Source organism: Burkholderia diffusa (genome assembly GCF_902499115.1).
In the GTDB taxonomy this organism is placed as follows: domain Bacteria; phylum Pseudomonadota; class Gammaproteobacteria; order Burkholderiales; family Burkholderiaceae; genus Burkholderia; species Burkholderia diffusa.
Genome location: NZ_CABVPN010000003.1, coordinates 288,738 through 313,716, shown reverse-complemented (window position 1 = coordinate 313,716; position 24,979 = coordinate 288,738). Strand labels below are relative to the sequence as shown.

Here is a 24,979-nt window from a genome sequence, read left to right as displayed (position 1 = left end):
TTCGCGAGCACCTCAAGTTGCTCATCAACGTAAAACGCCCCGATCGCAAATGCGATCGGGCCGTCAAGTCCCGTCCTACTCGTTACGCTGTCCGGTTCCTCAGAAAGAACCTTAACTGAACGGCATTACGCCTTGCGCGGCGTTTTTTTTCGTCCGATCGGCATTCGACGCTGCCCTGCCCGACATCGGTCGCGCGATTCATCCACCGCGCCCTGCACCGGCTGCGCTAGCGCGCCGCTATCCGTCGACGGAAATGCTCCGTACCGGACACGATCTTGTCGAGCACCGCATCGAGCGCCCAGAACCGCTCCCGCACGTCGTAGTCGATCGAGCGGCAGCGAATCGATCCGAACGTGCCGATCCGTTGATGATAGATCTTCGCGAGCGCCGGGTAGCCAAGCGCTTCCGACACCGCCGAGAGCACCAGGAACGCCGACAATTCTTCGGCAAGCGCCGGATCCGAGTCGCTCTGCGTGCGCAGCCACCGATACAGATCGGGATGGAAGTTGGTGAACACGCCGTTGAAACCAGCGGAGCCCGCCTTCATCGCATCCCATGCGATCGCGGCGTTCGCATTCAGGATCCTCATCGGCGAGCCCGCGGCCAGCGCAACGCGTCGCTTCACCGTCTCCAGGTCGCAGCTCACGTCCTTCAGCATCACGAAGCGGCCGGTGTCGATGCACGCGCGCAGTTCGTCATCGGACAGCAATCGCCGATAAGGCGCCGGACATTCATACAAGCCAAGCGGCAGATCCGCCGGCAATCGGGCGAGCAGCTTGTGAAGATGATCGAGAAATGCGGCGCTGCCCTTGCGCTGTGGATCGAGGCGGTTGGTCACGAGCACGACGCCCTGCGCACCCGATTCCGCCGCGGCACACAGCTCGGCGACCTGCGCGTCCAGATCTTCGCTGACGTGCCCGGACGCGACGACAGGCACGCGCCCGGCCACCCGCTCAACCACGAAACGCGCAAGCTCCGCCCGTTCTGCAAGACTCAGGAATTGCATCTCGCTCGATTGCGCGACCGCGAACAGCGCATCCGAGCCGTGCGCCAGATACCATTCGATGAGTCGCTCGAGACCCGCGTAGTCGATCGAGCCGGTATCGTCGAACGGCGTCAGCATCACCGGCACGATCCCTTCGATGGTCGTGCTCGCCTGCTGATGTGATTGCATCTGTTTCTCCTTCCTTCAATGAATACAGGGGGTAGCCGGCGGCCTCAGGCCGGAAGCGCGCCAGGCGCCGCACTCGCGGACTGCTCGGGAATCGGCTTGCGCACCAGCAGCAGGTAAGCCATTGCGCCGGCGAATGCGATTGCCGCCGCCGTCAGCAGCGCCGGCACGAACGACCACTTCTGCGCGATCACACCCGTCAGGATCGGCGCGAGCGCACCGCCGATGAAACCGCCGAAATTCTGGATCGCGCCGAGCGATGCGACACGGCTCGGCGGTGCGGCCGCCGTCGCGAGCGCCCACGAACATGCCGATGCCGCATTGGCGAGAAAGATCACGACCGAAATGCATGCGAGCGCCACCGTGTTGCTCTGCACGAGCGCGGCCGGAATCGTGAACGCGACCATCCCGAGCATCGCGACGACCACCGCATTGCGCCGGCTCACGACTGGCGAGCGGCTACGGCGCGTCACCAGATCCGACAGCCAGCCGGCAACGAGCGAACCGACGAACCCGCACAGGAACGGCACGGATGCCGCAAACCCGGTGCGAATGAGGCTCATGTGACGCTCCATCGTCAGATATCCCGGCAGCCAGGTCAGATAGACCCAGTTCAGATACACCGAACCGAAGAATCCGATCAGCATGCCCCAGGTCGTGCCGTGCGAAAACAGACTGCGCCAGTCGGCGAAGGTCAGCTTGGGTGCCGCGACGGCCGTCTGCGCATCGGCATCGAGATACGCTCGTTCCGCCGCGGTCAATTGCGCACGCGCCGGATCGCGATACGACGCAAACCAGACGACGGCGACAACGAGACCGAGTGCCCCTGTGACGACGAATGCCCAGCGCCAGTCGAACGAGGCGACGAGCACCGACAGCAGCAACGGCGCGAGCGCGGTACCGAGCGGCGACGCCGCGTTGAAGATCCCGGTCGGCGTACCGCGTGCACGCAACGGAAACCAGTTGCTCACCACTCGCGCCGCCGACGGGAACTGCGGCGCCTCGCCGATGCCGAGCACGATGCGCGCGACGATGAACCAGCCGAAGGTGGAGACGAGGCCGCCCGCTGCCTGCGCGAACGACCAGGCGATCAGCCCGATGCCGAGCAGCCGTCGCGGCCCGATGCGATCGACGAGTCCGCCGACCGGAAACTGGCACAGCGCATAGCTCCACGAGAATGCCGACAGCAGCAACCCCATCTGCGAGAGCGACAGCCCGAGATCGCTCCGGATTGCCGAACTCGCGACGGCCAGCGTGCCGCGATCGAGATAGTTGACGATTCCGCTCGCCATCAGCAGCGCAAGCGCGATACGTTGTCCGCGCCGGATACGTGGCGGCGCAGTCGGAACAGCCTGGTCTTCGTTCATTTCGATTGTCTCCATGTCATAGGCGGGTGCCTGCCCGCGCTTTCCGTCGTCGCGGAATCTATACCGCCATGCTCTCCACTTCTTCGCGTGTCGGAATCGACGTCTGCGCGCCGTGGCGCGTGACGCTGATTGCGGCCGCACGCTGGCCGAACGCGATCGCGTCGTCCATCGACGCACCACTCGTCCGGGCGGCCGCGAATCCGCCGACGAAGGTGTCGCCGGCCGCCGTGGTATCGACGGCGGCCACAGCCATTGCCCGATGGCGGCCGTTCCCTGCGCTGCCGCGCCAGCAGACGCCGCGCGCACCCAGCGTGACCAGCACGTTGCCGACGCCTTTCGCGCGCAGCGCCTTGGCGGCGCGCACCGCCGAGGCGTCGTCGCCGACGGCGATGCCGGTCAGCGACTCCGCTTCCGTTTCGTTGACGACGAGGTAGTCGATCTGGGCCAGCAACGCGTCGAACAGCGGCCGTGCAGGCGCCGGATTGAGCAGCACCGGCGTGCGATGTGCGATCGCACTGCCGATTGCGCGCGCGACGCTCTCGATCGGCACCTCGAGCTGGCACACCATCAGCGCCGCGCCGGCGATCGCCTCGCGCGCCTCGTCGATCAATTCGGCATCGAGGCGTGCGTTTGCACCGGGCACGACCACGATGCTGTTCGCCCCGTGCGCATCGACCGTGATCGTCGCCACGCCGGTTGCCTCGCCGTCGATCCGGTGCAGGTGCGTCACGTCGATACGTTCGGCCGCCAGCGCGTCGTGCACGCGCGCCCCGAACGCGTCGTCGCCAACGCAGCCGATCATCGCGACCGACGCCCCCAGACGGGCCGCCGCCACCGCCTGGTTCGCACCCTTGCCGCCGTGAACGGTCTGGAAGGTCGTGCCGAGCAGCGTTTCGCCCGGCACGGGCAGCCGTGGCGCATGCGTGACGAGGTCGACGTTGATACTGCCGACGACCGCGATTCGAGGGGGCTTTGCGCGGATCTTCATTCAATGTAACCGCTTACATTTGCGGCCAACAAAATAGCCGGAACGGCCGTCGTCGACGAAAATTTCACAATGCGGCTGCAATCTGTGTCTGACATAATACGGAGTAGCATCAAGATAGCGCTTACATTCGCACAGGCACGACCGGGAATGCAAGCAGGACCACGATGAATCGAGGGTAAACGATGGCGTTTTTGACCACGCGCGGCGCCTGCGGGGCAGCCGCGCCCGGGGATGACCAATGAGTACGCCCCCATCCAGCGGCGGCGCGGCTCGCGCACGCCGCGGCAGCGGTCGATCGGTGCTCGGGGATGTCGCGAAACTCGCCGGCGTGTCGACCGCGACCGTTTCGCGTGTCTACAACGACCCCGGCAAGGTCTCGGCCGACGTGCAGCAGCGCGTGCGCGACGCGGCACGCGCACTGAACTGGATTCCCAACGCGGCCGGCCGAGCACTCGCATCCACGCGAACCCACATCACGGGTGCGATCATCCCGACGCTCGACGACCAGGTGTTTGCGTCGCAGGTAGCGGGCATGCAGGCGGTCATGGCCGAGCACGGCATTACCCTGTTCCTCGGCTGCTCGAATTACGACCCGGCACAGGCGCTCGCGCAGGTGCGCGCGATGCTGTCGCGCGGCGTCGAAGCCGTGTCGCTGGTCGGCGAAGCCTATCCGGCGGAAGTATTCGAACTGCTCGACCTGCATCGGGTGCCGTACGTCGTCACCTATGCCTACCGCGACGACAGCCCGCACTGCTGCATCGGTTTCGACAACCGCGCGGCATTCGCGCGACTGACCACGCACCTGCTCGACCTTGGGCATCGCGATTTCGCGATCATCATGCAGCCTTCGGCGGACAACGATCGTGTGCAGGCCCGCCTGCGCGGCATCCACGACACGCTCGCCGCGCGTGGGCTCGCGGTCCGGCCGATCCACCAGCATGAAGGCCCGGCCACGATCGCGTTCGGGCGTGCGAGCCTGCGCGCGATCGCCGACAGCGGGGCGACGCGCCCAACGGCCGTGATCTGCGGCAACGACGCGCTCGCGCTCGGCGCCCTACTGGAAGCGCAGGCAATCGGCCTCGAGGTGCCGTCGCAATTGTCGATCACCGGCTTCGACGATGTCGCGCTGGCTCGCGAAATCCGGCCTGCGCTGACGACGATGTGGGTCGACACCGATGCGATCGGCCGCAAGGCCGCCCGCGCGTTGCTCGACGCACTCGAGCACGGAGAAGCCGGGCCCGGTTGCGCGATCCTGCCGGAGTTGCGGGTGCGCGAATCGGCCGCGCCGCCGAATTCGGCGGCCCAATGAAAACGGGGCGCCCCAGGCGCCCCGTTTCGCATCGAATCGGTCGAGCCGGCGCGTGCCGGCCCCGCTGCATCAGGTCGCGCTGCCCGCGATCTTCGGCGTCGGCGTCTCGACGTCGCCGCACTGCGCACGATGGCGCAGCGCATGGTCGATCAGCACCAGCGCGAGCATCGACTCGGCGATCGGGGTCGCGCGAATGCCGACGCACGGATCGTGGCGGCCGAAGGTTTCGACCGTCGCCTCTTCGCCGGACTTCGTGATCGAACGGCGCGGCGTGCGGATGCTCGATGTCGGCTTGATCGCGATCGACACGGTGATGTCCTGCCCCGTCGAGATCCCGCCGAGCACGCCGCCCGCATGGTTCCCGACGAAGCCGGCCGGCGTCAGTTCGTCGCCGTGCACCGAGCCGCGCTGCGCGACGCTGTCGAAGCCCGCGCCGATCTCGACGCCCTTCACCGCGTTGATGCTCATCATCGCCTTCGCGATGTCCGCGTCGAGCCGGTCGAATACCGGCTCGCCCCAGCCGACCGGCACGCCCGACGCAACGACGTCGATGCGCGCGCCGATCGAGTCACCGTCCTTGCGCAACGCGTCCATGTAGGCTTCCAGCTCCGGAACGACCGCCGCGTTCGGCGAGAAGAACGGATTCTCGCGAACGTGCGACCAGTCGACGAATGGCACGTCGATCTCGCCGAGACCGCTCATGTAGCCGCGCACCTCGACGCCGAAACGCTCGCGCAACCATTTCTTCGCAACCGCGCCCGCGCCGACGATCGGCGCGGTCAGGCGCGCGGACGAGCGGCCGCCGCCGCGGTAGTCGCGGATGCCATATTTCTGCCAGTAGGTGTAGTCGGCATGGCCGGGGCGGAACGTCTCGACGATGTTGCCGTAGTCCTTGCTGCGCTGGTCGGTGTTGCGGATCAGCAGCGCGATCGGCGTGCCGGTCGTCACGCCTTCGAACACGCCGGACAGGATCTCGACCTCGTCCGCCTCCTGGCGCTGCGTCACGTGCCGCGACGTGCCGGGCTTGCGGCGATCGAGTTCGACCTGGATGTCGGCTTCGGTCAGCCCCATTCCCGGCGGGCAGCCGTCGATCACGCAGCCGATCGCGGGACCGTGCGATTCGCCGAAGGTCGTGACAGTGAAAAGCGTGCCGAGGGTATTGCCGGACATGATGGAACCGCCCAAAGAGAATTGGACAAACCGATGCGCTGCCGGGACCGCTGGCAGGCCGATCGTTTGCCGGTCGAGAAAAAGAAGTAAACCGCTATTATGCCAGCCGTCCCGTGCCCGCGGGCCGCGTGAACCGTTCAGACCACACGGACCTGTCACGCAGACGGCCGGGCGCAAGGGCCGTCGACCCGCACCGTTCCGGTCAAACGGGCCGGTTCGCCGCCGTCGGCACGGCCCGGCGGCTTCGCGCCGGGCCCGCCCCTGCTCACTTTCGCGCGCCGCGCAACTCGGTCACCGCGGCCTGCAGCGCCTCGGGCGTCGCGACCGGGGCCGGGATCGGCTCGCCGACCGCGAGCGTCAGCCGGCTCATCACGCCGCGCTTGATGGGTCGCGGCATGCGCGCATCGGCATGACGGGAGAAATAGCTGCCCCACAGCCCGCGCAACGCCATCGGAATCACGGGCGCCGGCGTACGGCCCAGGATTTCGGTGATGCCGTGGTGGAACATGTTGATGTCCCCCGTCTTGGTCAGCTTGCCTTCCGGGAAGATGCACACGAGTTCGCCATCCTTCAGCGCGGCCTCGCACGCGTCGTACGCGCGTGCGAGCATGTCGGGATCCTCATGGCGCGGCGCGATCGGAATCGCCTTCGCATGCCGGAACACCCAGCTCGCGAAGCGTGTCTTGAATATCCGGTGATCCATCACGAACCGGATCGGCCGCGGGCTCGCCGCCGCCAGCACGAGCGCGTCGACGTAGCTCACGTGGTTGCATACGAGCACGGCCGCGCCCTCTTCCGGGATTCGCTCCGCATGCACGAGGCGAATCCGGTAGAACGTGTGCACCAGCACCCACGCGACGAAGCGCAGCAGGAACTCCGGAACGAGCAGGTAGATGTACGTCGCGACCACGACGTTCAGCAGCGCGGTGACGAGGAACAGGCCCGGGATGTCGACGCCGGCCTTGGTCAGCCCCATCGCCATCAGGGCCGACAGGATCATGAACAGCGCGTTCAGGATGTTGTTCGCGGCGATGATCCGCGCACGATGGGTCGGCGCGCTGCGACTCTGGATCAACGCATACAGCGGCACGCTGTAGAAGCCGCCGAACATCGCGAGCAGGAACAGGTCGGCCAGGATGCGCCAGTGGCGCGCACCGGCCAGGAATTCCCCGACCGACAGCAAATGCCCGGGCGACGGCAGCGAGTGGCTCGCGAAATACAGCTCGATCGCGAACACGCTGATGCCGATCGAACCGAGCGGCACGAGGCCGATCTCGACGCGCCGCTGCGACAGCCGCTCGCACAGCAGCGAGCCGAGGCCGATCCCGACGGAGAACGTCGCGAGCAGGACCGTGACGACATCGGGGCTCGCGGACAGCACATCCTTCGCAAAATTGAAGAATGACGTCAGGAACGTCGCGCCGACGAACCACAGCCATGAGATGCCGAGCAGGCTCAGAAACACGGTGCGATTCTGTCGCGCGAGCCCGAGGTTGCGCCACGTCTCGCTGAACGGGTTCCAGTTGATCACGAGATCGGGCTGCGGCGCCGGCGTCGGCGGCACGCGCTGCGCGACGAGCCGCCCCGCGAGCGCGATGACGACGACGCTGACGGCGAGCACGCGCTCACCGCTGCCTTCGATGCCCGCGGCCGCACCGCCGATGATCGTCCCGATCAGGATCGCGATGAACGTGCCCATCTCGACGAGGCCATTGCCGCCGACCAGTTCGTGGTCGCCGAGATGCTGCGGCAGGTACGAATACTTGACGGGGCCGAACAGCGTCGAGTGCATCCCCATCATGAACGTGCACAGGTACAGCAGCGTCGCGCTGTGCGTGACGAAGCCGGCCGCGCCGACCAACATCAGCACGATCTCGAAAGTCTTCACGAAGCGCGTGAGCGTCGCCTTGTCGTATTTGTCGGCGATCTGGCCGGAGGTGGCCGAAAACAGCACGAACGGCAGAATGAAGATCGCGGAAATCAGGAATGCGGCCGTCTTCGCGTCGACGCCCGAGAACCGCGTGGTGTGATAGGTGACGAGCGATGTGAATCCGATCTTGAACACGTTGTCGTTCAGCGCCCCGAGGAACTGGGTCGTGAAGAACGGCGCGAAACGGCGCTGGCGCAACAGGTCGAATTGCGACGCGTGGGCGCGCCGTTCGCCGCGCGACGCGGAAGAGACTTGCGTGTGATCGCTCATGCGGAATACGCGCGCATCGTCTAGGCGAAGCTGCGCGGGCCTTGTATGGTTGTCGAAAAAACGGCGGCGCAGGCTGAACCTGCGCCGCCGTGCGCCGAGTGGCAGCGCCCGCGCGTCATGGCACAGGGCGCGACGTGCTTCACGGCTTCTGCGCTTCGGCTTCCGATTCCGGCCAGTCGCGGATGTACGCCTTCAGCATCCGGTTCTCGAAGCTTTGCGCCTCGACGACCGTCTTCGCGACGTCGTAGAACGAGATGACGCCCATCAGCACCTTCTTGTCGAGCACCGGCATGTAGCGCGCGTGGCGCTCGAGCATCATCCGGCGCACTTCGTTGACATCGGTTTCCGGCGTGCACGTGAGCGGCTCGTCCATCACCTTGCGCACCTGCACGTCGCCGATCGCGCCGCCGTTCACGTGGAGACGCAGGATGATCTCGCGGAACGTCAGCATCCCGACGAGATCGCCGTACTCCATCACGACGAGCGAACCGATATCGTGTTCGGCCATCGTATCGACCGCTTCGCGCAGCGGCTTATCGGGCGTCACCGTAAACAGCGTGTTGCCCTTCACTTTCAGAATATCGCTGACGCGCATCGTAGTCCCCTCATGCTTGAATGCAAATCCGCTTTCGATCCTATCGGAAAGCCTGTCAAAAGGAAAGCGCGGGCCCGCGCGGCGCGGCCGCCGCCGCTTGCGGACGCGGGCCGCCCGCCGCACAATGACTCCATCGACAGCGGCCCGAGGAGACGGCCATGGCGCATACGCATACGGAGCAATTCGCCAGCTTCGCTGATTTCTACCCGTACTATCTGAACGAGCACCAGAACCTCACGTCGCGGCGGCTGCACTTCATCGGCTCGCTCGGCGTGATCGGCTGCGTCGCGATGGCGATCGCGACGGGCCACTGGCCGTGGCTGCCGGCGGCGGTCGTGTGCGGCTACGGATTCGCGTGGGTCGGACACTTCTTCTTCGAGAAGAACCGCCCCGCCACGTTCCGGCACCCGATCTACAGCCTGATGGGCGACTGGGTGATGTTCAAGGACATCTGCACCGGGAAGATCCCGCTGTAACGCCCGCCCGGCGGCGCGTCACGCCGTTTTCGGCGGCCGCGCGTGCGGGTCGGGCGCCGCGCCGGGCACAGACCCCGGCACGGTCTCCGCCGGCTGCACGCCGGCGAGCCGGTGCTCGGCGATCAGCGACGCAAGCGATACGTCGAACCGGTCGTTCGACAGCACCTCCAGCAATGCCGCACCTTCGACGTGGCTGCGGCGTCGCTGCAGCTGGTAGGTCAGTTCCGTGCGGTCGATCACCAGCACGTCGAACAGCTGCGCCAGCGTCAGTTGCTCCGGATTCGCCAGCAGGATGTAGCGCGGCGCGGGTTCGCCGCTTTCCAGCCGCGCGATCCATTCCCGCTCCTCCATCGTCAGCAGCAGCCGCTGCGCGGTTTCCATGTCGCAGCGCAACATGGTCGCGAGCCGCATCGCGGTATAGCCCGCCTTGCCGACCGCGCGCGCTTCGGCCAGTCGCGCGAGCAATTCGAGCGCGTCGAGCAGATCGCTGCCCGGATAGTGGATGCGATGGAACTGGCCGACGCGAATCGCCGGCAGCGCGGACGCCACCATCGCGCCGAGCAGCGCGATGAACCAGCTCAGGTACACCCACAGCAGGAACACCGGCAGCGCCGCGAACGCACCGTAGACGGCCGTATAGGTCGGAATGCGCCGCACGTAATAGCCGAAGCCGCGCTTCGCGAGCTCGAACGCGATAGCCGCGAACAGCCCGCCGATCACCGCGTCGCGCCATGCGACCGTGCAGTTCGGCAGGTACACGTACAGCAACGTGAACGCGAGCACGGTCAGCGGCAGCGACACGAACGCGAGCAGCCATTCGACGATCGACGTCGACGGCCCGGCGCCGGTGAACGCCAGCGACTGCGTGAATAGGTACGACGAGATCGACAGGCTCACGCCGAACAGCAAGGGGCCAAGCGTGATCAGCGCCCAGTACGCGAGCACGCGCTGCGCGAACGGCCGCGGCTTGCGCACCCGCCAGATCAGGTTGAACGCGGACTCGATCGTCATCATCGTCATCACCGACGTGACGACGAGCACGATCAGGCCGGCCGTGGTCAGCCCCTTGGCCTTCGACGCAAACTGGTTCAGGTACTTGAAGATCTGGACGTTGAACTGCGCGGGCATCAGGTGATCCGCGAGGAACCCCTGCAGCGAGATCTGAAACGATGCGAACATCGGGAACGCGGTGAACAGCGCGAACGCGACCGTCACGAGCGGCACGAGTGCCAGCATCGTCGTGAACGTGAGGCTGCCCGCCACTTGCGGGATGCGATCCTCGGCGCTACGCCGGGCCGCGAACTGCGCGAGGCGCTTGAGGGTGTCGAGATCGACGCTCAACTTCGGCAAACGGCTTCTCCTTCTCGATGGCGCGTGCGCGACGGCGCGCCGCCGCCGCGCTGCGCGACGACTTCAGCCCCTATAATAGCCGCTCGATCCAGCAGGGGCCGACTGCACCGGGCATGCGCGCGGCCGCACGCGGCCCCGTCGCCCATGAAAGACATTCTCGTCCTCTATTACAGCCGCCACGGCGCCACGCGCGATCTCGCGCTAGCTATCGCGAACGGCATCGACAGCGTGCCCGGCATGCAGGCCCGCATCCGCACCGTGCCGCCCGTCTCGACTGTCTGCGAAGCCACCGCCCCCGACATCCCCGACGACGGCCCGCCCTACGCGGAACTCCGCGATCTCGAGGAATGCGCGGGCCTCGCGCTCGGCTCGCCGACCCGCTTCGGCAACATGGCCGCCTCCCTCAAGTATTTCCTCGACGGCACGACCCCGCAATGGCTGTCAGGCGCGCTGACCGGCAAGCCGGCCTGCGTGTTCACGTCGACCGGCAGCCTGCACGGCGGCCAGGAATCGACGCTGCTGTCGATGATGCTGCCGCTGCTGCATCACGGGATGATGATCGTCGGGATCCCGTACACGGAAGCCGCGCTCAGCACGACGCGCACCGGCGGCACGCCATACGGCGCATCGCACGTGTCGCAGCACGATCGCAGCGCGCCCGAAGGACTGTCGGCCGACGAAAAAGCGCTCGCGGCCGCGCTCGGCGCGCGGCTCGCCCGCGCGGCGTCGGCCCTGTCCGCCGCCCAGGCGGCCGAAGCCGCATGAATGCGCCCGCCCGCCCCGCCGTCGCCGCCCGGCCGCGCTACGCGCTGGCCGCGGCCGCGTGCCTCGTCGCACTGATCGCGCTGTCGCTCGCGTGGGAACTGTGGCTCGCGCCGCTGCGGCCGGGCGGCTCGGCGCTGATGCTCAAGGCCGTGCCGCTCGCGCTCGCGCTGCCCGGCGTCTGGCGGCGTAACATCTATACGATGCAGTGGGCGAGCATGCTGATCCTCGTCTATTTCGCCGAAGGCATCGTGCGCGGCATGTCCGACCGCGGGTTGTCCGCGACGCTCGGCTGGTGCGAGACCGCGCTCGCCGTCGGCTTCTTCGTGGCAGCGCTTGCATACGTCGCGCCGTTCAAGCGCGCGGCGAAGCGGCAGCGCGCCGCGTCCTGACCCTTACGCGACCGAACGTGATGAATTCTTCCGAAGCCTTCGTTTCCGCCTGCCGCGACGCGATCGGCGCCACCTACGTTCTGACCGATCCGCACGACACCGAGCCGTTCCTGATCGACTGGCGCCGCCGCTACCAAGGCCGCGCGTGCGCGGTGCTGAAACCGGCCGATACGGCCGAAGTCGCCGCGCTCGTCCGGCTCGCGAACACGCATGGCGTCGCGCTCGTGCCGCAGGGCGGCAACACGGGCCTCGCCGGCGGCGCGACGCCTGACGCGAGCGGCGGCCAGGCCGTGCTGAGCCTCGCGCGCCTGAACCGCGTGCGTGCGCTCGATCCGCACAACAACACGATCACGGTCGAAGCCGGCGTGATCCTCGCCGACGTGCAGGCGCGCGCCCGCGAAGGCGGCCGCCTGTTCGCGCTGAGCCTCGCCGCCGAAGGCAGCTGCACGATCGGCGGCAACCTGTCGACCAACGCGGGCGGCACCGCGGTGCTGCGCTATGGCAACGCGCGCGAGCTGTGCCTCGGGCTCGAGATCGTGACGCCGCAGGGTGAGACCTGGGACGGCCTGCGCGGCTTGCGCAAGGACAACACGGGCTACGACCTGCGCGATTTGTTCATCGGTGCGGAGGGCACGCTCGGGATCATCACGGCCGCCGTGATGAAGCTGCATCCGCTGCCGGCCGCGCAGGTCACCGCGCTGGCCGCGCTCGAGTCGCCGCACGCGGCGCTCGACTTCCTCGCGCTCGCGCAGCGCGCGGCCGGCCCGCTGTTGACCGGCTTCGAGCTGATGTCCGACTTCTGCATGCAGCTCGTCGGCAAGCATTATCCGCAACTGCGCTATCCGTTCGACCGCACGCATGCGCAGACGGTGCTGCTCGAACTGTCGGACAACGAAAGCGAAACGCACGCCCGCGCGCTGTTCGAAAAGCTGATGGAAGAGGCGTTCGAGGCCGGGCTCGTGGTCGACGCGGTGGTCGCGGAAAATCTTGCGCAGTCGCGCGCGTTCTGGGATCTGCGCGAACACATCCCGCTCGCGCAGGCCGACGAGGGACTGAACATCAAGCACGACATCGCGGTGCCGATCTCGTCGATCGCGCGCTTCATCGACGAAACCGACGCGGCAATCCAGCAGGCCGCGCCCGGCGCACGGATGGTCACGTTCGGCCACCTCGGCGACGGCAACCTGCACTACAACGTGCAGACGCCCGAAGGCGGCGACCCGAAGGCGTTCCTCGCGGAATTCCAGAAGCCGATCAATCGCATCGTCTACGACAACGTGCACCGCCACCACGGCACGATCAGCGCGGAGCACGGGATCGGCCAGTTGAAGATCGACGACGCACAGCGCTACAAGTCGCCGGTCGAAACGGCACTCATGCGCACGCTGAAGAACGCGCTCGACCCACGCGGGCTGATGAATCCCGGCAAGGTCCTGCGCTGAAGCCCCCAACCCGGAGCGATGTCCATGAGAGTTCGCGTCCTTTCCGACCTGCATCTCGAAAGCAACCAGCCCGACACGATCGCGCATGCCGATGCGGATCTCGTCGTGCTGGCCGGCGACATCCACAATCACGCGGAAGGCCTGCGCTGGGCCGCCGAAACGTTCGACACGGACGTGCCGGTGATCTACGTGCCGGGCAACCACGAGTACTACGACGGGGAATTCGGCGCGCTCGAAACCGCGATGCGCGACGCCGCGCAGGCGATCGACAACGTGCATTACCTGAACAACGGCGTGTACGTCGATCCGGCGCAGCGCTTCCGCGTGCTGGGTACGACGCTGTGGTCCGATTTCTCGCTGTTCGGCGCCGACGAGACGAGCATCGCACGCGCGATCGATGCCGGCATGCGTGTGATGCTCGATTTCAAGGGCTTGATCCAGGTGACGTGGCCGCACGATGCGGCACTGCATGCGGCGGTGGCGCCGGAGCGGGATTTCACGCCGGCCGACGCGATCGCGCTGCACCGGCAAGGCCGTGCGTGGCTGGAAGCACGGCTCGCGACGCCGTTCGACGGCCGCACGATCGTCGTCACCCATCATGCGCCGCACCTGCGCTCGCTGGCCGAGCGTTACGCGGAAGACCTCGCATCTGCGGGATTCGTCACGGACATGGCTGAACTCGTGCGGCCGCCCGTGGACCTGTGGATCCACGGCCACACGCATACATCATTCGATTACGTGACCGACAGCGGCACGCGCGTGGTGTGCAACCCGCGCGGCTATATCCACCGGCGCACCGGCGAACTGGAAAATCCCGCGTTTGCGTGGGACAGAGTGGTCGAACTCGGCTGAGCGCCCGGCCGTCGGGGCGCGTGATGCGGCCCTTCCCGATCCGAAAGGCCGCCCGATCAGCGATCGGCGCGGCGCGATCCGTTCGACGACGGGCGCACCCGCACCGGCACCGGCTTCATCCGTGCCTTCATCGCGCGCAGCAGATCGCGCGTCGCCGCGGCGGCAGCAGCCGCACCAAGCAGAACTCCAAGGCCGATCATCAGTTGCGTATCCATTGCGACTCCGGGTATGGGCAGATCCAAATCTCTCTGATTTGAACAGTATCAAACTGTCCGCCGTCCGAGGGTAAAAAAATGTTGCGCGAAGGACAAATCTCGTCAGATCGGGGTCGACCGCGCGCTCATGTCGCAGCCGTGAACTGCGCGAGCGCGGCTTCGTCGGCTTCGAGCGTGGCCGGCAACTCGTCGCGCAAAAAATCGACCCAGGTGCGGATTTTCGCGTCGAGGTACTGGCGCGACGGATACAGCGCGTAAATGTTCATCACGTGCGACCGGTATTCGGGCATCACGCGCACGATGTGCCCGCTGCGCAGCCCGCCGATCGCCGAATAGAGCGGCAACCCGCCGATCCCCATTCCTTCCCGCACGGCCACCGCGAGCGCCTCTGCGACGTTCACGCGGAACGGCGGCGCCGTGATCGGAATCACCTCGTCGCCGCGCGGCCCCGACAGCGACCACTCGTCGAAGTGAAATCCCGGCGCGACCATCCCGAGACAGACGTGATGCTCGAGATCCGCGGGAGTCCGCGGCACGCCGTGCGCGTCGACATAGCCGGGCGACGCGCACACGACGCTGTAGCTCTCGCCGAGCCGCTGCGACACGAGCCCCGAATCGGGCAGGTCGCGGCCGACGACGATCGCGACGTCGTACCCCTCGTCGAGCAGGTCGGGCATCCGCTGCGCGAGCGTCAGTTCGACGTGCACGTCCGGATAGCGCTGCCGATAGCGCGCGATGGCCGGCACCAGGTAGTGCTGCCCGAGGCTCGTGAAGCAATGGACCTTCAGCTTGCCCGACGGGCGCGCGTGCGCGTCGCCCGCTTCGGCCTCGGCCTGGTCGACGTACGCGAGGATCTGCTCGCAGCGCTGCAGGTAGCGCTCGCCTGCCTCGGTCAGCGCGATCCGGCGTGTCGTCCGGTTCAGGAGGCGCGTGCGCAGGTGCGCCTCGAGATCCGACACGGCGCGCGACGCGTAGGCAGTAGTCGAATTCATCTGCTGGGCGGCCGCGGTAAAGCTTCCCGCGTCGACCACGCGGACGAATACCCGCATGTTTTGTAGCGTATCCATCCCATTACCCGTTTGAATCCGGATGGATTGTTGCACAGGGTCGAACAAATATTATCTCAGGATTCGTAAAAATGACTTGCATCCTTGTCCATTTATTCAGGAATCACTGAAAAATATAATCGCATCCGACTCATCTATATCCGAAAGGGAGAAAATCGTGCGGTCTCCGGCAACAAAAGGGACGCTGGCACTGGCGGTTCTTGCAGTCTCATTAATAATGGCCGGGTGCGCGAGCATGGGCGACAACAAGCCGCAGTCCGCCCGCATCGAAGCGAACACGCTCGATGCCGGTGCCGCCATCCGCGCGGCGAACCGCGACGCGGGCTGGCCCGCGTCCGACTGGTGGCGCGCTTACCGCGACCCGCAGCTCGACGCGTGGATCGCCGCCGCGCAGGCCGGCAACCCGACCCTCGCGGCCGCCGAGGCCCGCGTTCGCGAAGCGCAGGCGATGGCACGCGTGGCCCGTTCCGCGGAATTGCCGCAGATCAACGGCAACCTGTCGCTGATGCGCCAGCACTGGCCCGATAACGTCTACTACGGCCCGGGGCCGCTCGCCAACACCGACACGTGGAACAACACCGGCACGCTCGGCCTGTCGTACCACCTCGACCTGTGGGGCAAGGACAAGAACGCGACCGAGCGCGCGCTCGACACCGCGCATGCGACCGCAGCCGACGCACGGGCGGCGAAGCTCGAGCTCGAGGTCAACGTCGTACGCGCGTATGTCGGCTTGTCGATGAACTACGCGCTGCTCGACCTCGCGCACGAAACGTTCGAACGCCAGCGCTCACTGGCCGATCTCGCGCGCAAGCGCCTGCAGGCGGGCCTCGGCACGCAGCTCGAAGTCAGCCAGGCCGAATCGACGCTGCCCGACTACGAGCGCCAGATCGACAGCTATGAAGAAGCGATCCAGCTCGCGCGCCACCAGCTCGCCGCGCTCGCGGGCAAGGGCCCGGGCGCCGGCGATGCGATCAAGCGGCCGAGCCTGTCGCTCGACGCGCCGGCCGGCTTGCCGTCCGCCATGCCGGCCGACCTGCTCGGCCGTCGCCCGGACGTCGTCGCGGCCCGCTGGATGGTCGACGCGCAGGCACGGGGCATCGATGTCGCGAAAGCCGCGTTCTACCCGAACATCGATCTGCTCGCGACGGTCGGCGGCTTCGGCGTGACCGCGCCGTTCGCCGACTTCCTGCGGGCGATGAACGGCGGCTGGACCGCCGGCCCCGCGCTGTCGCTGCCGATCTTCGAAGGCGGCCGCCTGCGCGCGCAACTCGGTGCAGCCGACGCCGGCTACGACCAGGCGGTCGAGCGCTACAACCAGACGGTCGTCGGCGCGCTCAAGGACATCGCCGACCAGGTCGTGCGGATCCGCTCGCTCGATACGCAGAAGAAGGACGCCGCGCGCTCGGTCGCCGCCAACGACCGCAGCTACCAGCTGTCGCGCGAAGGCTTCCGCCGCGGGCTAACCGATTACGTGAACGTGCTGGTCGCGCAACAGCAGCTGCTGCGCGCGCAGGAGACGGCGGCCCGCATTGACGCGGAGCGCCTCGCCGCGCACGCGCAGCTGATGGCCGCGCTCGGCGGCGGCGTCGAGACGGAAACAGACGTTCAGGGCGGCCATCCGCCGCATGACGAATCCGCCGCGAGTGCCGCGTCGGCCGCACGGTAACGCGGAGCAACCGTCATGTCCGCCTCCTCCCCCGCTTCCACGCACGCCGCCGGCCCGCTCGCGGCCTGGTCCGCCGCGTTCGGCGACTGGGCCCGCAGCGACGGCGCCGCGTGGCTTTATCTGTTCAAGGCACTGCTCGCCGCGTTCATCGCGACCGGCGTGTCGATGCGGCTCGACCTGCCGGCGCCGAAGACGGCGATGACCACGGTGTTCATCGTGATGCAGCCGCAAAGCGGCGCGGTGCTCGCGAAGAGCTTCTACCGGGTCGCCGGCACGATCTTCGGGCTGATCGCGACGCTCACGTTCGTCGGGTTGTTCCCGCAGCAGCCGCAGCTGTTCCTGCTGGCCGTCGCGCTGTGGGTCGCCCTGTGCACGGCCGGCGCCGCGCGCAACCGCAACTTCCGCAGCTACGGCTTCCTGCTCGCCGGTTACACGACCGCGCTGATCGGGCTGCCGGCATCGCAACATCCGGACGGCGCGTTCATGAGCGCGATGACGCGGGTCGCCGAGATCATGGTCGGGATCGTGTCCGCAGGCGTCGTCAGCGCGCTGGTGTTTCCGCAGTACACCGGCGAGCAGATGCGCACGACCGTGCGCAAGCGCTTCAGCAGCTTCGTCGACTACGTCGCGGCGGCGCTGTCGGGCCAGCTCGACCGCGCGCACATCGAAACAATCCATGCGCGCTTCGTCGCGGATGTGGTCGGCTTCGAAGCGGCGCGCAGCATGGCCGTGTTCGAGGATCCGGACACGCGGATGCGCAGCGGCCGCCTCGCGCGGCTGAACAGCGAGTTCATGAGCGTATCGAGCCGCTTCCACGCACTGCACCAGTTGATGAACCGGCTGCGCGCGGCCGGCGCGCAGGCCGCGATCGATGCGATCGAGCCGTACTTCCGCGAAATCGCGCCACTTCTGACGCGCAATGGCGAACCGGTACGCTCGTCGGCCGACGCCGCGCTCGCGGCTGAACAGCTGCTCGCGTGGCGCGACGCGCTGCCACGCCGCATCCGCGTGACGCGCGCCGCGCTCGAGACGCAACCGGATTTTCCACTGCTCGACTTCGACACGGCCACCGAGCTGCTGTACCGCTTCATCACGGACCTGCACGAATACGCGGCGACCTATGCGTCGCTGTCGACCCCGACGCACGAGCGCGAACGCTGGATCGAGCGCTACGAACCGCGCACCAACGTGACGGCGATGGTGATCGCGGCGATTCGGACCGCGACCGTGATCCTGGTGCTCGGCTGGTTCTGGATCGAAACCGCGTGGCCGAGCGGCGTGACGATGACGCTGACGGCCGCGGCCACCTGCGCGCTCGCGTCATCGACGCCGCGCCCGACCGCGATGTCCGCCCAGATGGGCATGGGTACCGCGCTGGCCGTATGCACGGGCTTCCTGCTGACATTCGGCATCTACCCGCACATCGACGGCTTCCCGCTGCTGTGCGCGGCCCTCGCGCCGCTGCTCGCGATCGGCATCTTCATGACGTTGAAGCCGAAGCTCGCGGGCTACGGGATGGGCTACCTGATCTTCTTCAGCTTCCTCGCCGGCCCCGACAACATCACGCACTACGACCCGATGAGCTTCATGAACGATGCGCTCGCGCTGGTGCTGTCGATGCTGGTCTCGGCGATCGCGTTCGCGGTGCTGTTTCCGCCGACCGCGCCGTGGCTCAAGAAGCGGCTGTTCGCCGACCTGCGCCACCAGGTGGTCGCCGCATGCCACGCACGTCTGGCCGGACTGCGCACGCGCTTCGAGAGCGGCGCGCGCGACCTGATGTTCCAGGCGCACACGCTATCGGCCGACCAGCCCGACGTGCAGCGCGACGCGCTGCGCTGGATGTTCGCGGTGCTGGAGACGGGCAATGCGGCGCTCGACCTGCGCACCGAACTGGCGATGCTGCCGTCCGACCCGCGCTATGCGCCGACGACGCCGTGGCGACGCGCGATCGAGACGATGCGCACCGCGCTGTCCGCGCTGTTCCGCAAGCCGAACGCAGCGCGCTTCGACGCGACGCTCGACGCGGTCAACGCCGCGATCGACGCGACCCGGCAGACGCTCGATGCGTTCACGCCGTCGCGCGAGGAGCGTCATCGGCTGCAGCGCATCCTGAGTCATCTGCATTTCGTACGCACGGCGCTGCTCGATCCGGAATCGCCCCTCGAGCCGCTCAACCGCAATCGCCCCGTGCGTCCCCAACAAGGAGCCTCGTCATGATGCCGCGTGAAATCGCCATTCTCGATGCCTACATGCCCACGGTGGTCCTGATGTTCGTCCTGGGCGCGCTGGCGACCTGGGCCGTCGACCGCCTGCTTGCCTACACGGGCCTCTACCGTCTCGTCTGGCACCCGTCGCTGTTCCGTGCGTGCCTTCTCGTCTGCATTTGCGGCGGACTGAGTCTTGCCGTTTACCGTTGATTCCGAACCATCATGATTCTCAGAAAACTCTTCGGCTTCGTCGCGACCGCCGTCATCCTTCTCGTCGCGATCCTGATCGGGCGCTCGCTGTGGGTGCACTACATGGACGATCCCTGGACGCGCGACGGGCGCGTCCGTGCCGAGATCGTCAACGTCGCGCCGGACGTGTCGGGCGCGATCGTCGAGCTGCCGGTGCATGACAACCAGCTCGTGAAAAAGGGCGACCTGATCATGCAGATCGACCCGTCGCACTATCAGATCGCGGTCGAGCAGGCGCAGGCGGCCGTCGCCGCCCGCCGCGCGGAACTGCAGATGCGCCGCGACGACGCGGCCCGTCGTGCCGACCTCGACGCGCTCGTCGTGTCGAAGGAAAACCGAGAGAACGCGGCGCACAGCGCATCGAGCGCCGACGCGCAGTACCAGCAGGCAATCGCCGCGCTCGACGCCGCGAAGCTCAATCTCGAACGCACGCGCGTGGTCGCGCCGGTCGACGGCTACATCACGAACCTGCAGACGTTCAAGGGCAACTACGCGGTGGCCGGCCAGGCGAAGCTCGCGATCGTCGACAGCCATTCGTTCTGGGTCTACGGCTACTTCGAGGAAACCAAGCTGCCGCGCGTGAAGGTCGGCGCACCGGCCGAGATGCGGCTGATGAGCGGCGGCGTGATGAAGGGCCATGTCGAGAGCATCTCGCGCGGCATCTACGATCGCGACAACCCGCAAAGCCGCGACCTCGTCGCGGACGTGAACCCGACCTTCAACTGGGTGCGCCTCGCGCAGCGCGTGCCGGTGCGCATCCGCATCGACGAAGTGCCGGCCGACGTGGTGCTGTCGGCGGGCACGACCTGCACGGTCATCATCGATCCGGACAAGCAGAAGAAGTCGTGACGGCACTCCGGCCGGGCGCCACCGCACCCGGCCGCGTCATTCCCAGAAGAACCGGTAAGGCAGGAACGGCGACGGGCCGAGCCCGTATTCGCCGAGCATGTTGCGCATTCGCATCGCGAAGCCGACGGCGCCGATCAGGGCCAGCGCAACGATGACGTGCCCGCGCCGGATCCCCGGCACGTGCTGTATCGGCACGAACTGACAGCCCATCGCGAACAGCACGAGCCACTGGAAGCGCAGCCCCGCATAGCTGACCCGCGCGAGCGCGAAGCTCGCGATCTCGCAGACAAACAGGAACACGAGCGTGCGCGGCATGCGCGCCAGCAGCACCCAGCCGGCAGCGAGCGTCAGCATCGCAAGGCCGAGCGGTGCGCCGCCCGAGGTCTGCGCGGGCGGCGTGAACGCCGCATACAGGCCGACCTTCGCGAGCAGCGCGTCGTGATGCATCGCGAACAGCACGCCGCCGATCGCGACCGCCAGCCCCGCATAGCGCAGCAGGCGCAACCGTCGGATCTGCAGCAGCACGACAAGCAGCGCCGCCGACACGTGCATGCTGGTCGCCGCGGCAGCGAACGCGAGCGACGCGCCGTGCCGCCTGCGCGCCCACGCGTCCGAAGCAAGCTTCGCGACACAGAACGCGACGCCGTAGCGCAAGCCGCTCATCGCCATGTCGTAGAAGAACAGCGGAAAGATCAGCGTGGCGAACACACATGCGTCCTCGGCGCTCCGGCCGAACGCGGCCACGCAGGCGACGACGACCAGCAGCGACAGGATCGCCATCGCGATGTGCGGATCGTGCCCGAGCCACCCAAGCGCGCGCACGAGCCAGACGAAGCCCGGTTCGAGCGTGCGCGGCACGACCTTCAGGTTGCCGCTCCAGATGCCGGAAATGATGTCGTGGTAGATCGCCGTGTCGGTGCCCGTCCGGCCCCGCAGCACGGCGAACGCGGCGGCCGGCGCGATGCCCGCCGCGAGCCATCGCCACGCGGCCGTGCGCGTGCGCATTCCGATCGCGGCGGACGCGAGCATCCACACGTATCCCGTCAGGTAAATCGTCATCGTCGTTGTTACGACCCGCTCGGCGTGCGGTCGCCCCGGAGTCGGTGCGACCGCGCCGCGCGGATCTGGCCCCCAGCTATGTGGAGGCGCATTGTAAGGGATTGCGTGCGGGCCGACTGCACGGACTGTCACCGATCGACAGCAGCCCGCCAGCCTGCGCGTCGCCCACGGACGGCTCGCGCCGGCGTGGGACGAAGCGACGCTCAGGCCGCGATGCGAAAGCGTCCGACCAGCGACTTGAGGGCCTGCGCCTGCTCGTCGAGCGCGTTCGCTGCTGCGGCTGCCTGTTCGACGAGCGCCGCGTTCTGCTGCGTGCCCGCATCCATCTGCGTGACGGCGCGACCGATCTCGTCGATTCCCGCGCTCTGCTCGTCCGACGCCGCGGAGATCTCGCCGATGATGTCGGTCACGCGCTTGACCGCCCGCACCACGTCGTTCATCGTGCGGCCCGCGTCGTGCGCGAGCGCCGCGCCGTTCGCGACGCGCTCGACCGACGCGCCGATCAGCGCACGGATCTCCTTCGCCGCGGTCGCCGCGCGCTGCGCGAGCAGCCGCACCTCGCCCGCGACCACCGAAAAACCGCGTCCCTGCTCACCCGCGCGCGCCGCCTCGACCGCGGCGTTCAACGCGAGAATGTTGGTCTGGAACGCGATCCCCTCGATCGTGCCGATGATGTCGCGAATGTTCTTCGCGCTGTCGTCGATCTCGCTCATCGTCGCGACCACACGCCCGACGACTTCGCCGCCCGCCTCCGCGACGGCCGACGCATTGGCCGCGAGCGTGCTCGCTTGCCGCGCGTTCTCGGCATTCTGCCGCACCGTCGACGTGAGTTCCTCCATGCTGGCCGCGGTGCGCTCCAGCGCGACGGCCTGCTGCTCGGTGCGCCGCGACAGGTCGAGGTTGCCGGTCGAGATCTCGCCGGACGCGGCCGCGATCGCCTCGGCGCTGACGGCGATCTCGCCGACGGTCGACGCGAGCCCGGTCTGCATGTCGGACAGCGCACGCACCATGCTGTCGCGGTCGTGCCGGCCGAGCGGTATATGCCGTGTGAGGTCGCCGCGCGCGATGTCGGCGGCGATCGCCTTCGCCTCCGCGGGCTCGCCGCCGAGCTGCGACGCGAGGCGGCGCACGACCCCTTCGGCAATCGCGATCGCCAGCACGATCAGCGCGGCCGTCATCGCCGCGATCATCGCGAACGACGACGAGAAGATCGTTGCGGACGCATCGAGCGTCGCCTTCGACTTCGCGCCGCGCGTCTTCACCAGCATCGCGACGAGCTTTTCGAGCTTGCCGGTCTCGACCAGCAGCGACACGTCCTGCGTGCCGACTTGCCAGTTCATCTGCGACAGGTCGAGCGGCTGCGCCTGCACGAGCGCGACGAAATCGCGCAGATGGCCGCTCCACGTGCCGACCGCCATCGAGAACGCGCGCAGTCGCGCGGAATCGTCCGCATCGGACGGATCCGCGTATCGCTGCAGCGTCGCGAGCGCCTGGCCGATCGACGCGAGCCCCGCGCCAACCTCGGCGCCCAGGTCGTCGCGCTCCTTCGCGGTGGTCGCGGTCAGCAGCATCTTCTGCGCGCGGCTCGCGCGTAGCACCTCGGCGCGCACCTCCTCCGCCGCCCGGCTCGCGACGTGCCCCTGCTCATAGACCGACGCAATCGACGCGTTCAGCCGGCTGATCTGCCACAACGAAAACACGCCGATCGCGAGCGTGCCGGCCAGCAGGATCGCGAAGGCCGCGCGCAACGTCGCCTTGACCGTCCACGACCGGCGTTCGCGCCCGGCTGAGCGCGCGCGCCATGCGGCGGGCCTGACGGCTGCGTCGGATGCGGCGGCGGCCGCAACCGGCCTCGGATGCAATGAAGCTGCTTTCATCGATATTTCCCCGTATTGATCATGCCGCCGGAAAGGTCGGTTCCGGCGGCCGGCATTGCCGCGATGGCCCGCCATGCCGCGCGCCCTGCGCTCGCCCGGCTCGTGGCCGGTGCCGCACGTGGCGCACTTGTGATGTCGCTGCGTCGTTCTACGGCCGCCATCGGCGCGCCTTGAGTCCGGACAAACACCGATCCGGTCCCGCGCGGCCCGATGAAAGGCGGACCCGCCGCAGCGTCGCAGCGTTATACCTGGCCAAAAAACGCGTCATGGCCGAATCGTCACAGCAATGTCCGAATCGCGACAAAACTTGTCCTGACATTCTCGATGCGCCACATTAGACTTCTTTGACGCAACAACGATTCGAACGCGCCGATCCCCATCAGAGCGCGTCCCGCCACCTCAACTCGCTCAGCTCACATGGAAACCAGCCTCGATACGGGCGCCGGCGCAACAGCCGCAGCCCAGCCGTCTGCCCCACCCGCTCCGCGTACCGTTTACCCCGTGCTCGGCGCGATCAGCTTCTCGCACATGCTCAACGACATGATCCAGTCGTTGATCCTCGCGATCTATCCGATGCTCAAGAGCCAGTTCGCGCTGTCGTTCGCGCAGATCGGCCTGATCACGCTGACCTACCAGATCACCGCGTCGCTGCTGCAGCCGCTTGTCGGCCTGTACACGGACAAGCGGCCGAAACCGTATTCGCTGCCGGTCGGGATGGGCTTCACCCTCGCGGGGCTGCTGCTGATGTCGGCCGCGCAGAACTTCCCGACGCTGCTGGCGGCGGCGGCGCTGGTCGGCTGCGGCTCGTCGGTGTTCCATCCGGAATCGTCGCGCGTCGCGCGGATGGCATCGGGCGGCCAGCACGGGCTCGCGCAGTCGCTGTTCCAGGTCGGCGGCAACGCAGGTTCGGCACTCGGGCCGCTGCTCGCCGCGCTGGTGATCATTCCGCACGGCCAGCACAGCATTGCGTGGTTCTCGGCGGCCGCGCTCGTCGCGATGGTCGTCCTCACGCAGATCGGCCACTGGTACAAGAAGCATCCGTCGATGAAGAAGAAGGCCGCGGCGGCCGGCCATCCGACGCTGTCGCAGGGCCGCGTGCTCGCCGCGATCGGCGTGCTGGTGCTGCTGGTCTTCTCGAAGTACTTCTACCTCGCAAGCATCAACAGCTATTTCACGTTCTACCTGATCGACAAGTTCCACCTGTCCGTGCAGGCCGCGCAGATCCACCTGTTCGTGTTCCTCGCGGCGGTCGCGGCCGGCACGCTGATCGGCGGCCCGGTTGGCGACCGGATCGGCCGCAAGTACGTGATCTGGGTGTCGATCCTCGGTGTCGCGCCGTTCACGCTGCTGCTGCCGTACGCGAACCTGTTCTGGACAAGCGTGCTGAGCGTGATCATCGGCGTCGTGCTGGCGTCGGCGTTCGCCGCGATCCTCGTCTATGCGACGGAGCTGATGCCCGGCAAGGTCGGGATGGTCGCTGGCCTGTTCTTCGGCTTCGCGTTCGGCCTGGGCGGCGTGGGTGCCGCCGTGCTCGGCCAGCTCGCGGATGCGACGAGCATCACGTTCGTCTACAAGGTGTGCTCGTTCCTGCCGCTGATCGGCGTGCTGACGGTGTTCCTGCCGAACCTCGAAAGCAGCCGGCGCAAGAAGACGTGACGAACCGGCCGCGGCATGTGTGCCGCGGCCGGCCGACCGATTCGAAGGGAAAATGCGACG

Annotated in this window: 21 protein-coding genes and 1 pseudogene; 11 read left to right on the top strand and 11 right to left on the bottom strand. The window is 67.5% G+C overall.

All coding sequences use genetic code 11. The features are described from left to right. Positions 1–226: 226 nt before the first annotated feature. From BTE28158_RS04935 to rbsK, 3 genes are read right to left on the bottom strand one after another with little or no spacing between them, the layout of a single operon-like run. Positions 227–1,174 (bottom strand): dihydrodipicolinate synthase family protein, encoded by a 948-nt coding sequence (locus BTE28158_RS04935; protein WP_151051573.1) that lies wholly within the window; start codon positions 1,172–1,174, stop codon positions 227–229. A 44-nt stretch (positions 1,175–1,218) separates the two neighbouring features. Beyond that, positions 1,219–2,538 (bottom strand): MFS transporter, encoded by a 1,320-nt coding sequence (locus BTE28158_RS04930; protein ID WP_151051574.1) that lies wholly within the window; start codon positions 2,536–2,538, stop codon positions 1,219–1,221. A 58-nt stretch (positions 2,539–2,596) separates the two neighbouring features. Further along, a complete protein-coding gene (gene rbsK / locus BTE28158_RS04925; RefSeq protein ID WP_151051576.1) occupies positions 2,597–3,526 on the bottom strand; it encodes a ribokinase in 930 nt (309 codons plus the stop codon). A 238-nt stretch (positions 3,527–3,764) separates the two neighbouring features. Here rbsK and BTE28158_RS04920 point away from each other — a divergent pair, with 238 nt between their 5' ends. Next, entirely contained in the window at positions 3,765–4,835 is a 1,071-nt protein-coding gene (locus BTE28158_RS04920; RefSeq protein WP_124626485.1) for a LacI family DNA-binding transcriptional regulator, read from the top strand. A 69-nt stretch (positions 4,836–4,904) separates the two neighbouring features. Here the strand turns inward: BTE28158_RS04920 and aroC are convergent, their stop codons facing one another. From aroC to BTE28158_RS04905, 3 genes are all read right to left on the bottom strand, one after another. Next, positions 4,905–6,005: a chorismate synthase gene (gene aroC, locus BTE28158_RS04915; protein ID WP_124903740.1), complete on the bottom strand. Its 1,101-nt coding sequence runs from the start codon at positions 6,003–6,005 to the stop codon at positions 4,905–4,907. Between the two features lie 265 nt (positions 6,006–6,270). After that, complete coding sequence (locus BTE28158_RS04910; RefSeq protein ID WP_124626489.1) at positions 6,271–8,205, bottom strand: MFS transporter; 1,935 nt, start codon at positions 8,203–8,205, stop codon at positions 6,271–6,273. 139 nt (positions 8,206–8,344) lie between these two features. Next, positions 8,345–8,800 carry a CBS domain-containing protein gene (locus tag BTE28158_RS04905; protein ID WP_044846066.1) on the bottom strand — a complete coding sequence of 152 codons (456 nt, stop codon included), beginning with the start codon at positions 8,798–8,800 and terminating at the stop codon, positions 8,345–8,347. 158 nt (positions 8,801–8,958) lie between these two features. Between BTE28158_RS04905 and BTE28158_RS04900 the strand changes: the two genes are divergently transcribed. After that, positions 8,959–9,276: an Mpo1-like protein gene (locus BTE28158_RS04900; RefSeq protein WP_044846067.1), complete on the top strand. Its 318-nt coding sequence runs from the start codon at positions 8,959–8,961 to the stop codon at positions 9,274–9,276. Between the two features lie 18 nt (positions 9,277–9,294). Here BTE28158_RS04900 and BTE28158_RS04895 read toward each other — a convergent pair whose 3' ends face one another. After that, positions 9,295–10,626, bottom strand: a complete 1,332-nt coding sequence (locus tag BTE28158_RS04895; protein WP_151051578.1) for a YihY family inner membrane protein — start codon at positions 10,624–10,626, stop codon at positions 9,295–9,297. A 144-nt stretch (positions 10,627–10,770) separates the two neighbouring features. Here BTE28158_RS04895 and wrbA point away from each other — a divergent pair, with 144 nt between their 5' ends. The 4 genes from wrbA to BTE28158_RS04875 are packed head-to-tail and all read left to right on the top strand — an operon-like array spanning position 10,771 to position 14,074. Next, positions 10,771–11,391, top strand: a complete 621-nt coding sequence (gene wrbA, locus BTE28158_RS04890) for an NAD(P)H:quinone oxidoreductase (RefSeq protein WP_059606576.1) — start codon at positions 10,771–10,773, stop codon at positions 11,389–11,391. Continuing rightward, positions 11,388–11,780, top strand: a complete 393-nt coding sequence (locus BTE28158_RS04885; protein WP_059545112.1) for a DUF2069 domain-containing protein — start codon at positions 11,388–11,390, stop codon at positions 11,778–11,780. Before wrbA ends, BTE28158_RS04885 begins: the two co-directional genes overlap by 4 nt. A gap of 20 nt (positions 11,781–11,800) precedes the next feature. Beyond that, the gene (locus BTE28158_RS04880; RefSeq protein WP_151049676.1) at positions 11,801–13,222 is read left to right on the top strand and encodes an FAD-binding oxidoreductase; all 1,422 of its coding nucleotides are present in this window, start codon (positions 11,801–11,803) and stop codon (positions 13,220–13,222) included. Positions 13,223–13,246: 24 nt separating this feature from the next. Next, positions 13,247–14,074 carry a metallophosphoesterase gene (locus tag BTE28158_RS04875; RefSeq protein ID WP_124903734.1) on the top strand — a complete coding sequence of 276 codons (828 nt, stop codon included), beginning with the start codon at positions 13,247–13,249 and terminating at the stop codon, positions 14,072–14,074. Positions 14,075–14,130: 56 nt separating this feature from the next. On the opposite strand, the gene BTE28158_RS04870 is transcribed toward BTE28158_RS04875, so the two are convergent. Then, positions 14,131–14,289: a hypothetical protein gene (locus BTE28158_RS04870; RefSeq protein ID WP_170296438.1), complete on the bottom strand. Its 159-nt coding sequence runs from the start codon at positions 14,287–14,289 to the stop codon at positions 14,131–14,133. A gap of 125 nt (positions 14,290–14,414) precedes the next feature. Beyond that, a complete protein-coding gene (locus BTE28158_RS04865) occupies positions 14,415–15,356 on the bottom strand; it encodes a LysR family transcriptional regulator (RefSeq protein ID WP_059606568.1) in 942 nt (313 codons plus the stop codon). A gap of 157 nt (positions 15,357–15,513) precedes the next feature. Between BTE28158_RS04865 and BTE28158_RS04860 the strand changes: the two are divergent. From BTE28158_RS04860 to BTE28158_RS04845, 4 genes and pseudogenes are all read left to right on the top strand, one after another. Further along, positions 15,514–17,016: pseudogene (locus BTE28158_RS04860) on the top strand (efflux transporter outer membrane subunit); the annotation flags it as partial. A gap of 21 nt (positions 17,017–17,037) precedes the next feature. After that, positions 17,038–19,239 carry an FUSC family protein gene (locus BTE28158_RS04855; RefSeq protein WP_124626497.1) on the top strand — a complete coding sequence of 734 codons (2,202 nt, stop codon included), beginning with the start codon at positions 17,038–17,040 and terminating at the stop codon, positions 19,237–19,239. Then, complete coding sequence (locus BTE28158_RS04850; RefSeq protein WP_011351756.1) at positions 19,236–19,439, top strand: DUF1656 domain-containing protein; 204 nt, start codon at positions 19,236–19,238, stop codon at positions 19,437–19,439. The genes BTE28158_RS04855 and BTE28158_RS04850 overlap by 4 nt, the downstream gene beginning before the upstream one ends. A gap of 12 nt (positions 19,440–19,451) precedes the next feature. Further along, complete coding sequence (locus BTE28158_RS04845; protein ID WP_047900486.1) at positions 19,452–20,327, top strand: efflux RND transporter periplasmic adaptor subunit; 876 nt, start codon at positions 19,452–19,454, stop codon at positions 20,325–20,327. Between the two features lie 36 nt (positions 20,328–20,363). On the opposite strand, the gene BTE28158_RS04840 is transcribed toward BTE28158_RS04845, so the two are convergent. Both BTE28158_RS04840 and BTE28158_RS04835 read right to left on the bottom strand, forming a co-directional pair. Beyond that, positions 20,364–21,386: an EpsG family protein gene (locus tag BTE28158_RS04840; protein ID WP_151049659.1), complete on the bottom strand. Its 1,023-nt coding sequence runs from the start codon at positions 21,384–21,386 to the stop codon at positions 20,364–20,366. Between the two features lie 203 nt (positions 21,387–21,589). Then, complete coding sequence (locus tag BTE28158_RS04835) at positions 21,590–23,263, bottom strand: methyl-accepting chemotaxis protein (protein ID WP_151049661.1); 1,674 nt, start codon at positions 23,261–23,263, stop codon at positions 21,590–21,592. Between the two features lie 417 nt (positions 23,264–23,680). Here BTE28158_RS04835 and BTE28158_RS04830 point away from each other — a divergent pair, with 417 nt between their 5' ends. After that, a complete protein-coding gene (locus BTE28158_RS04830) occupies positions 23,681–24,919 on the top strand; it encodes an MFS transporter (protein WP_059606563.1) in 1,239 nt (412 codons plus the stop codon). Positions 24,920–24,979: the final 60 nt, after the last annotated feature.

Excerpts from the sequence above, each read along its gene's own strand:
- BTE28158_RS04935 (WP_151051573.1), bottom strand. The coding sequence starts at position 1,174 with ATGCAATCACATCAGCAGGCGAGCACGACCATCGAAGGGATCGTGCCG.
- BTE28158_RS04930 (WP_151051574.1), bottom strand. The coding sequence starts at position 2,538 with ATGAACGAAGACCAGGCTGTTCCGACTGCGCCGCCACGTATCCGGCGC.
- rbsK (WP_151051576.1), bottom strand. The coding sequence starts at position 3,526 with ATGAAGATCCGCGCAAAGCCCCCTCGAATCGCGGTCGTCGGCAGTATC.
- BTE28158_RS04920 (WP_124626485.1), top strand. The coding sequence starts at position 3,765 with ATGAGTACGCCCCCATCCAGCGGCGGCGCGGCTCGCGCACGCCGCGGC.
- aroC (WP_124903740.1), bottom strand. The coding sequence starts at position 6,005 with ATGTCCGGCAATACCCTCGGCACGCTTTTCACTGTCACGACCTTCGGC.
- BTE28158_RS04910 (WP_124626489.1), bottom strand. The coding sequence starts at position 8,205 with ATGAGCGATCACACGCAAGTCTCTTCCGCGTCGCGCGGCGAACGGCGC.
- BTE28158_RS04905 (WP_044846066.1), bottom strand. The coding sequence starts at position 8,800 with ATGCGCGTCAGCGATATTCTGAAAGTGAAGGGCAACACGCTGTTTACG.
- BTE28158_RS04900 (WP_044846067.1), top strand. The coding sequence starts at position 8,959 with ATGGCGCATACGCATACGGAGCAATTCGCCAGCTTCGCTGATTTCTAC.
- wrbA (WP_059606576.1), top strand. The coding sequence starts at position 10,771 with ATGAAAGACATTCTCGTCCTCTATTACAGCCGCCACGGCGCCACGCGC.
- BTE28158_RS04885 (WP_059545112.1), top strand. The coding sequence starts at position 11,388 with ATGAATGCGCCCGCCCGCCCCGCCGTCGCCGCCCGGCCGCGCTACGCG.
- BTE28158_RS04880 (WP_151049676.1), top strand. The coding sequence starts at position 11,801 with ATGAATTCTTCCGAAGCCTTCGTTTCCGCCTGCCGCGACGCGATCGGC.
- BTE28158_RS04875 (WP_124903734.1), top strand. The coding sequence starts at position 13,247 with ATGAGAGTTCGCGTCCTTTCCGACCTGCATCTCGAAAGCAACCAGCCC.
- BTE28158_RS04870 (WP_170296438.1), bottom strand. The coding sequence starts at position 14,289 with ATGGATACGCAACTGATGATCGGCCTTGGAGTTCTGCTTGGTGCGGCT.
- BTE28158_RS04865 (WP_059606568.1), bottom strand. The coding sequence starts at position 15,356 with ATGGATACGCTACAAAACATGCGGGTATTCGTCCGCGTGGTCGACGCG.
- BTE28158_RS04855 (WP_124626497.1), top strand. The coding sequence starts at position 17,038 with ATGTCCGCCTCCTCCCCCGCTTCCACGCACGCCGCCGGCCCGCTCGCG.
- BTE28158_RS04850 (WP_011351756.1), top strand. The coding sequence starts at position 19,236 with ATGATGCCGCGTGAAATCGCCATTCTCGATGCCTACATGCCCACGGTG.
- BTE28158_RS04845 (WP_047900486.1), top strand. The coding sequence starts at position 19,452 with ATGATTCTCAGAAAACTCTTCGGCTTCGTCGCGACCGCCGTCATCCTT.
- BTE28158_RS04840 (WP_151049659.1), bottom strand. The coding sequence starts at position 21,386 with ATGACGATTTACCTGACGGGATACGTGTGGATGCTCGCGTCCGCCGCG.
- BTE28158_RS04835 (WP_151049661.1), bottom strand. The coding sequence starts at position 23,263 with ATGAAAGCAGCTTCATTGCATCCGAGGCCGGTTGCGGCCGCCGCCGCA.
- BTE28158_RS04830 (WP_059606563.1), top strand. The coding sequence starts at position 23,681 with ATGGAAACCAGCCTCGATACGGGCGCCGGCGCAACAGCCGCAGCCCAG.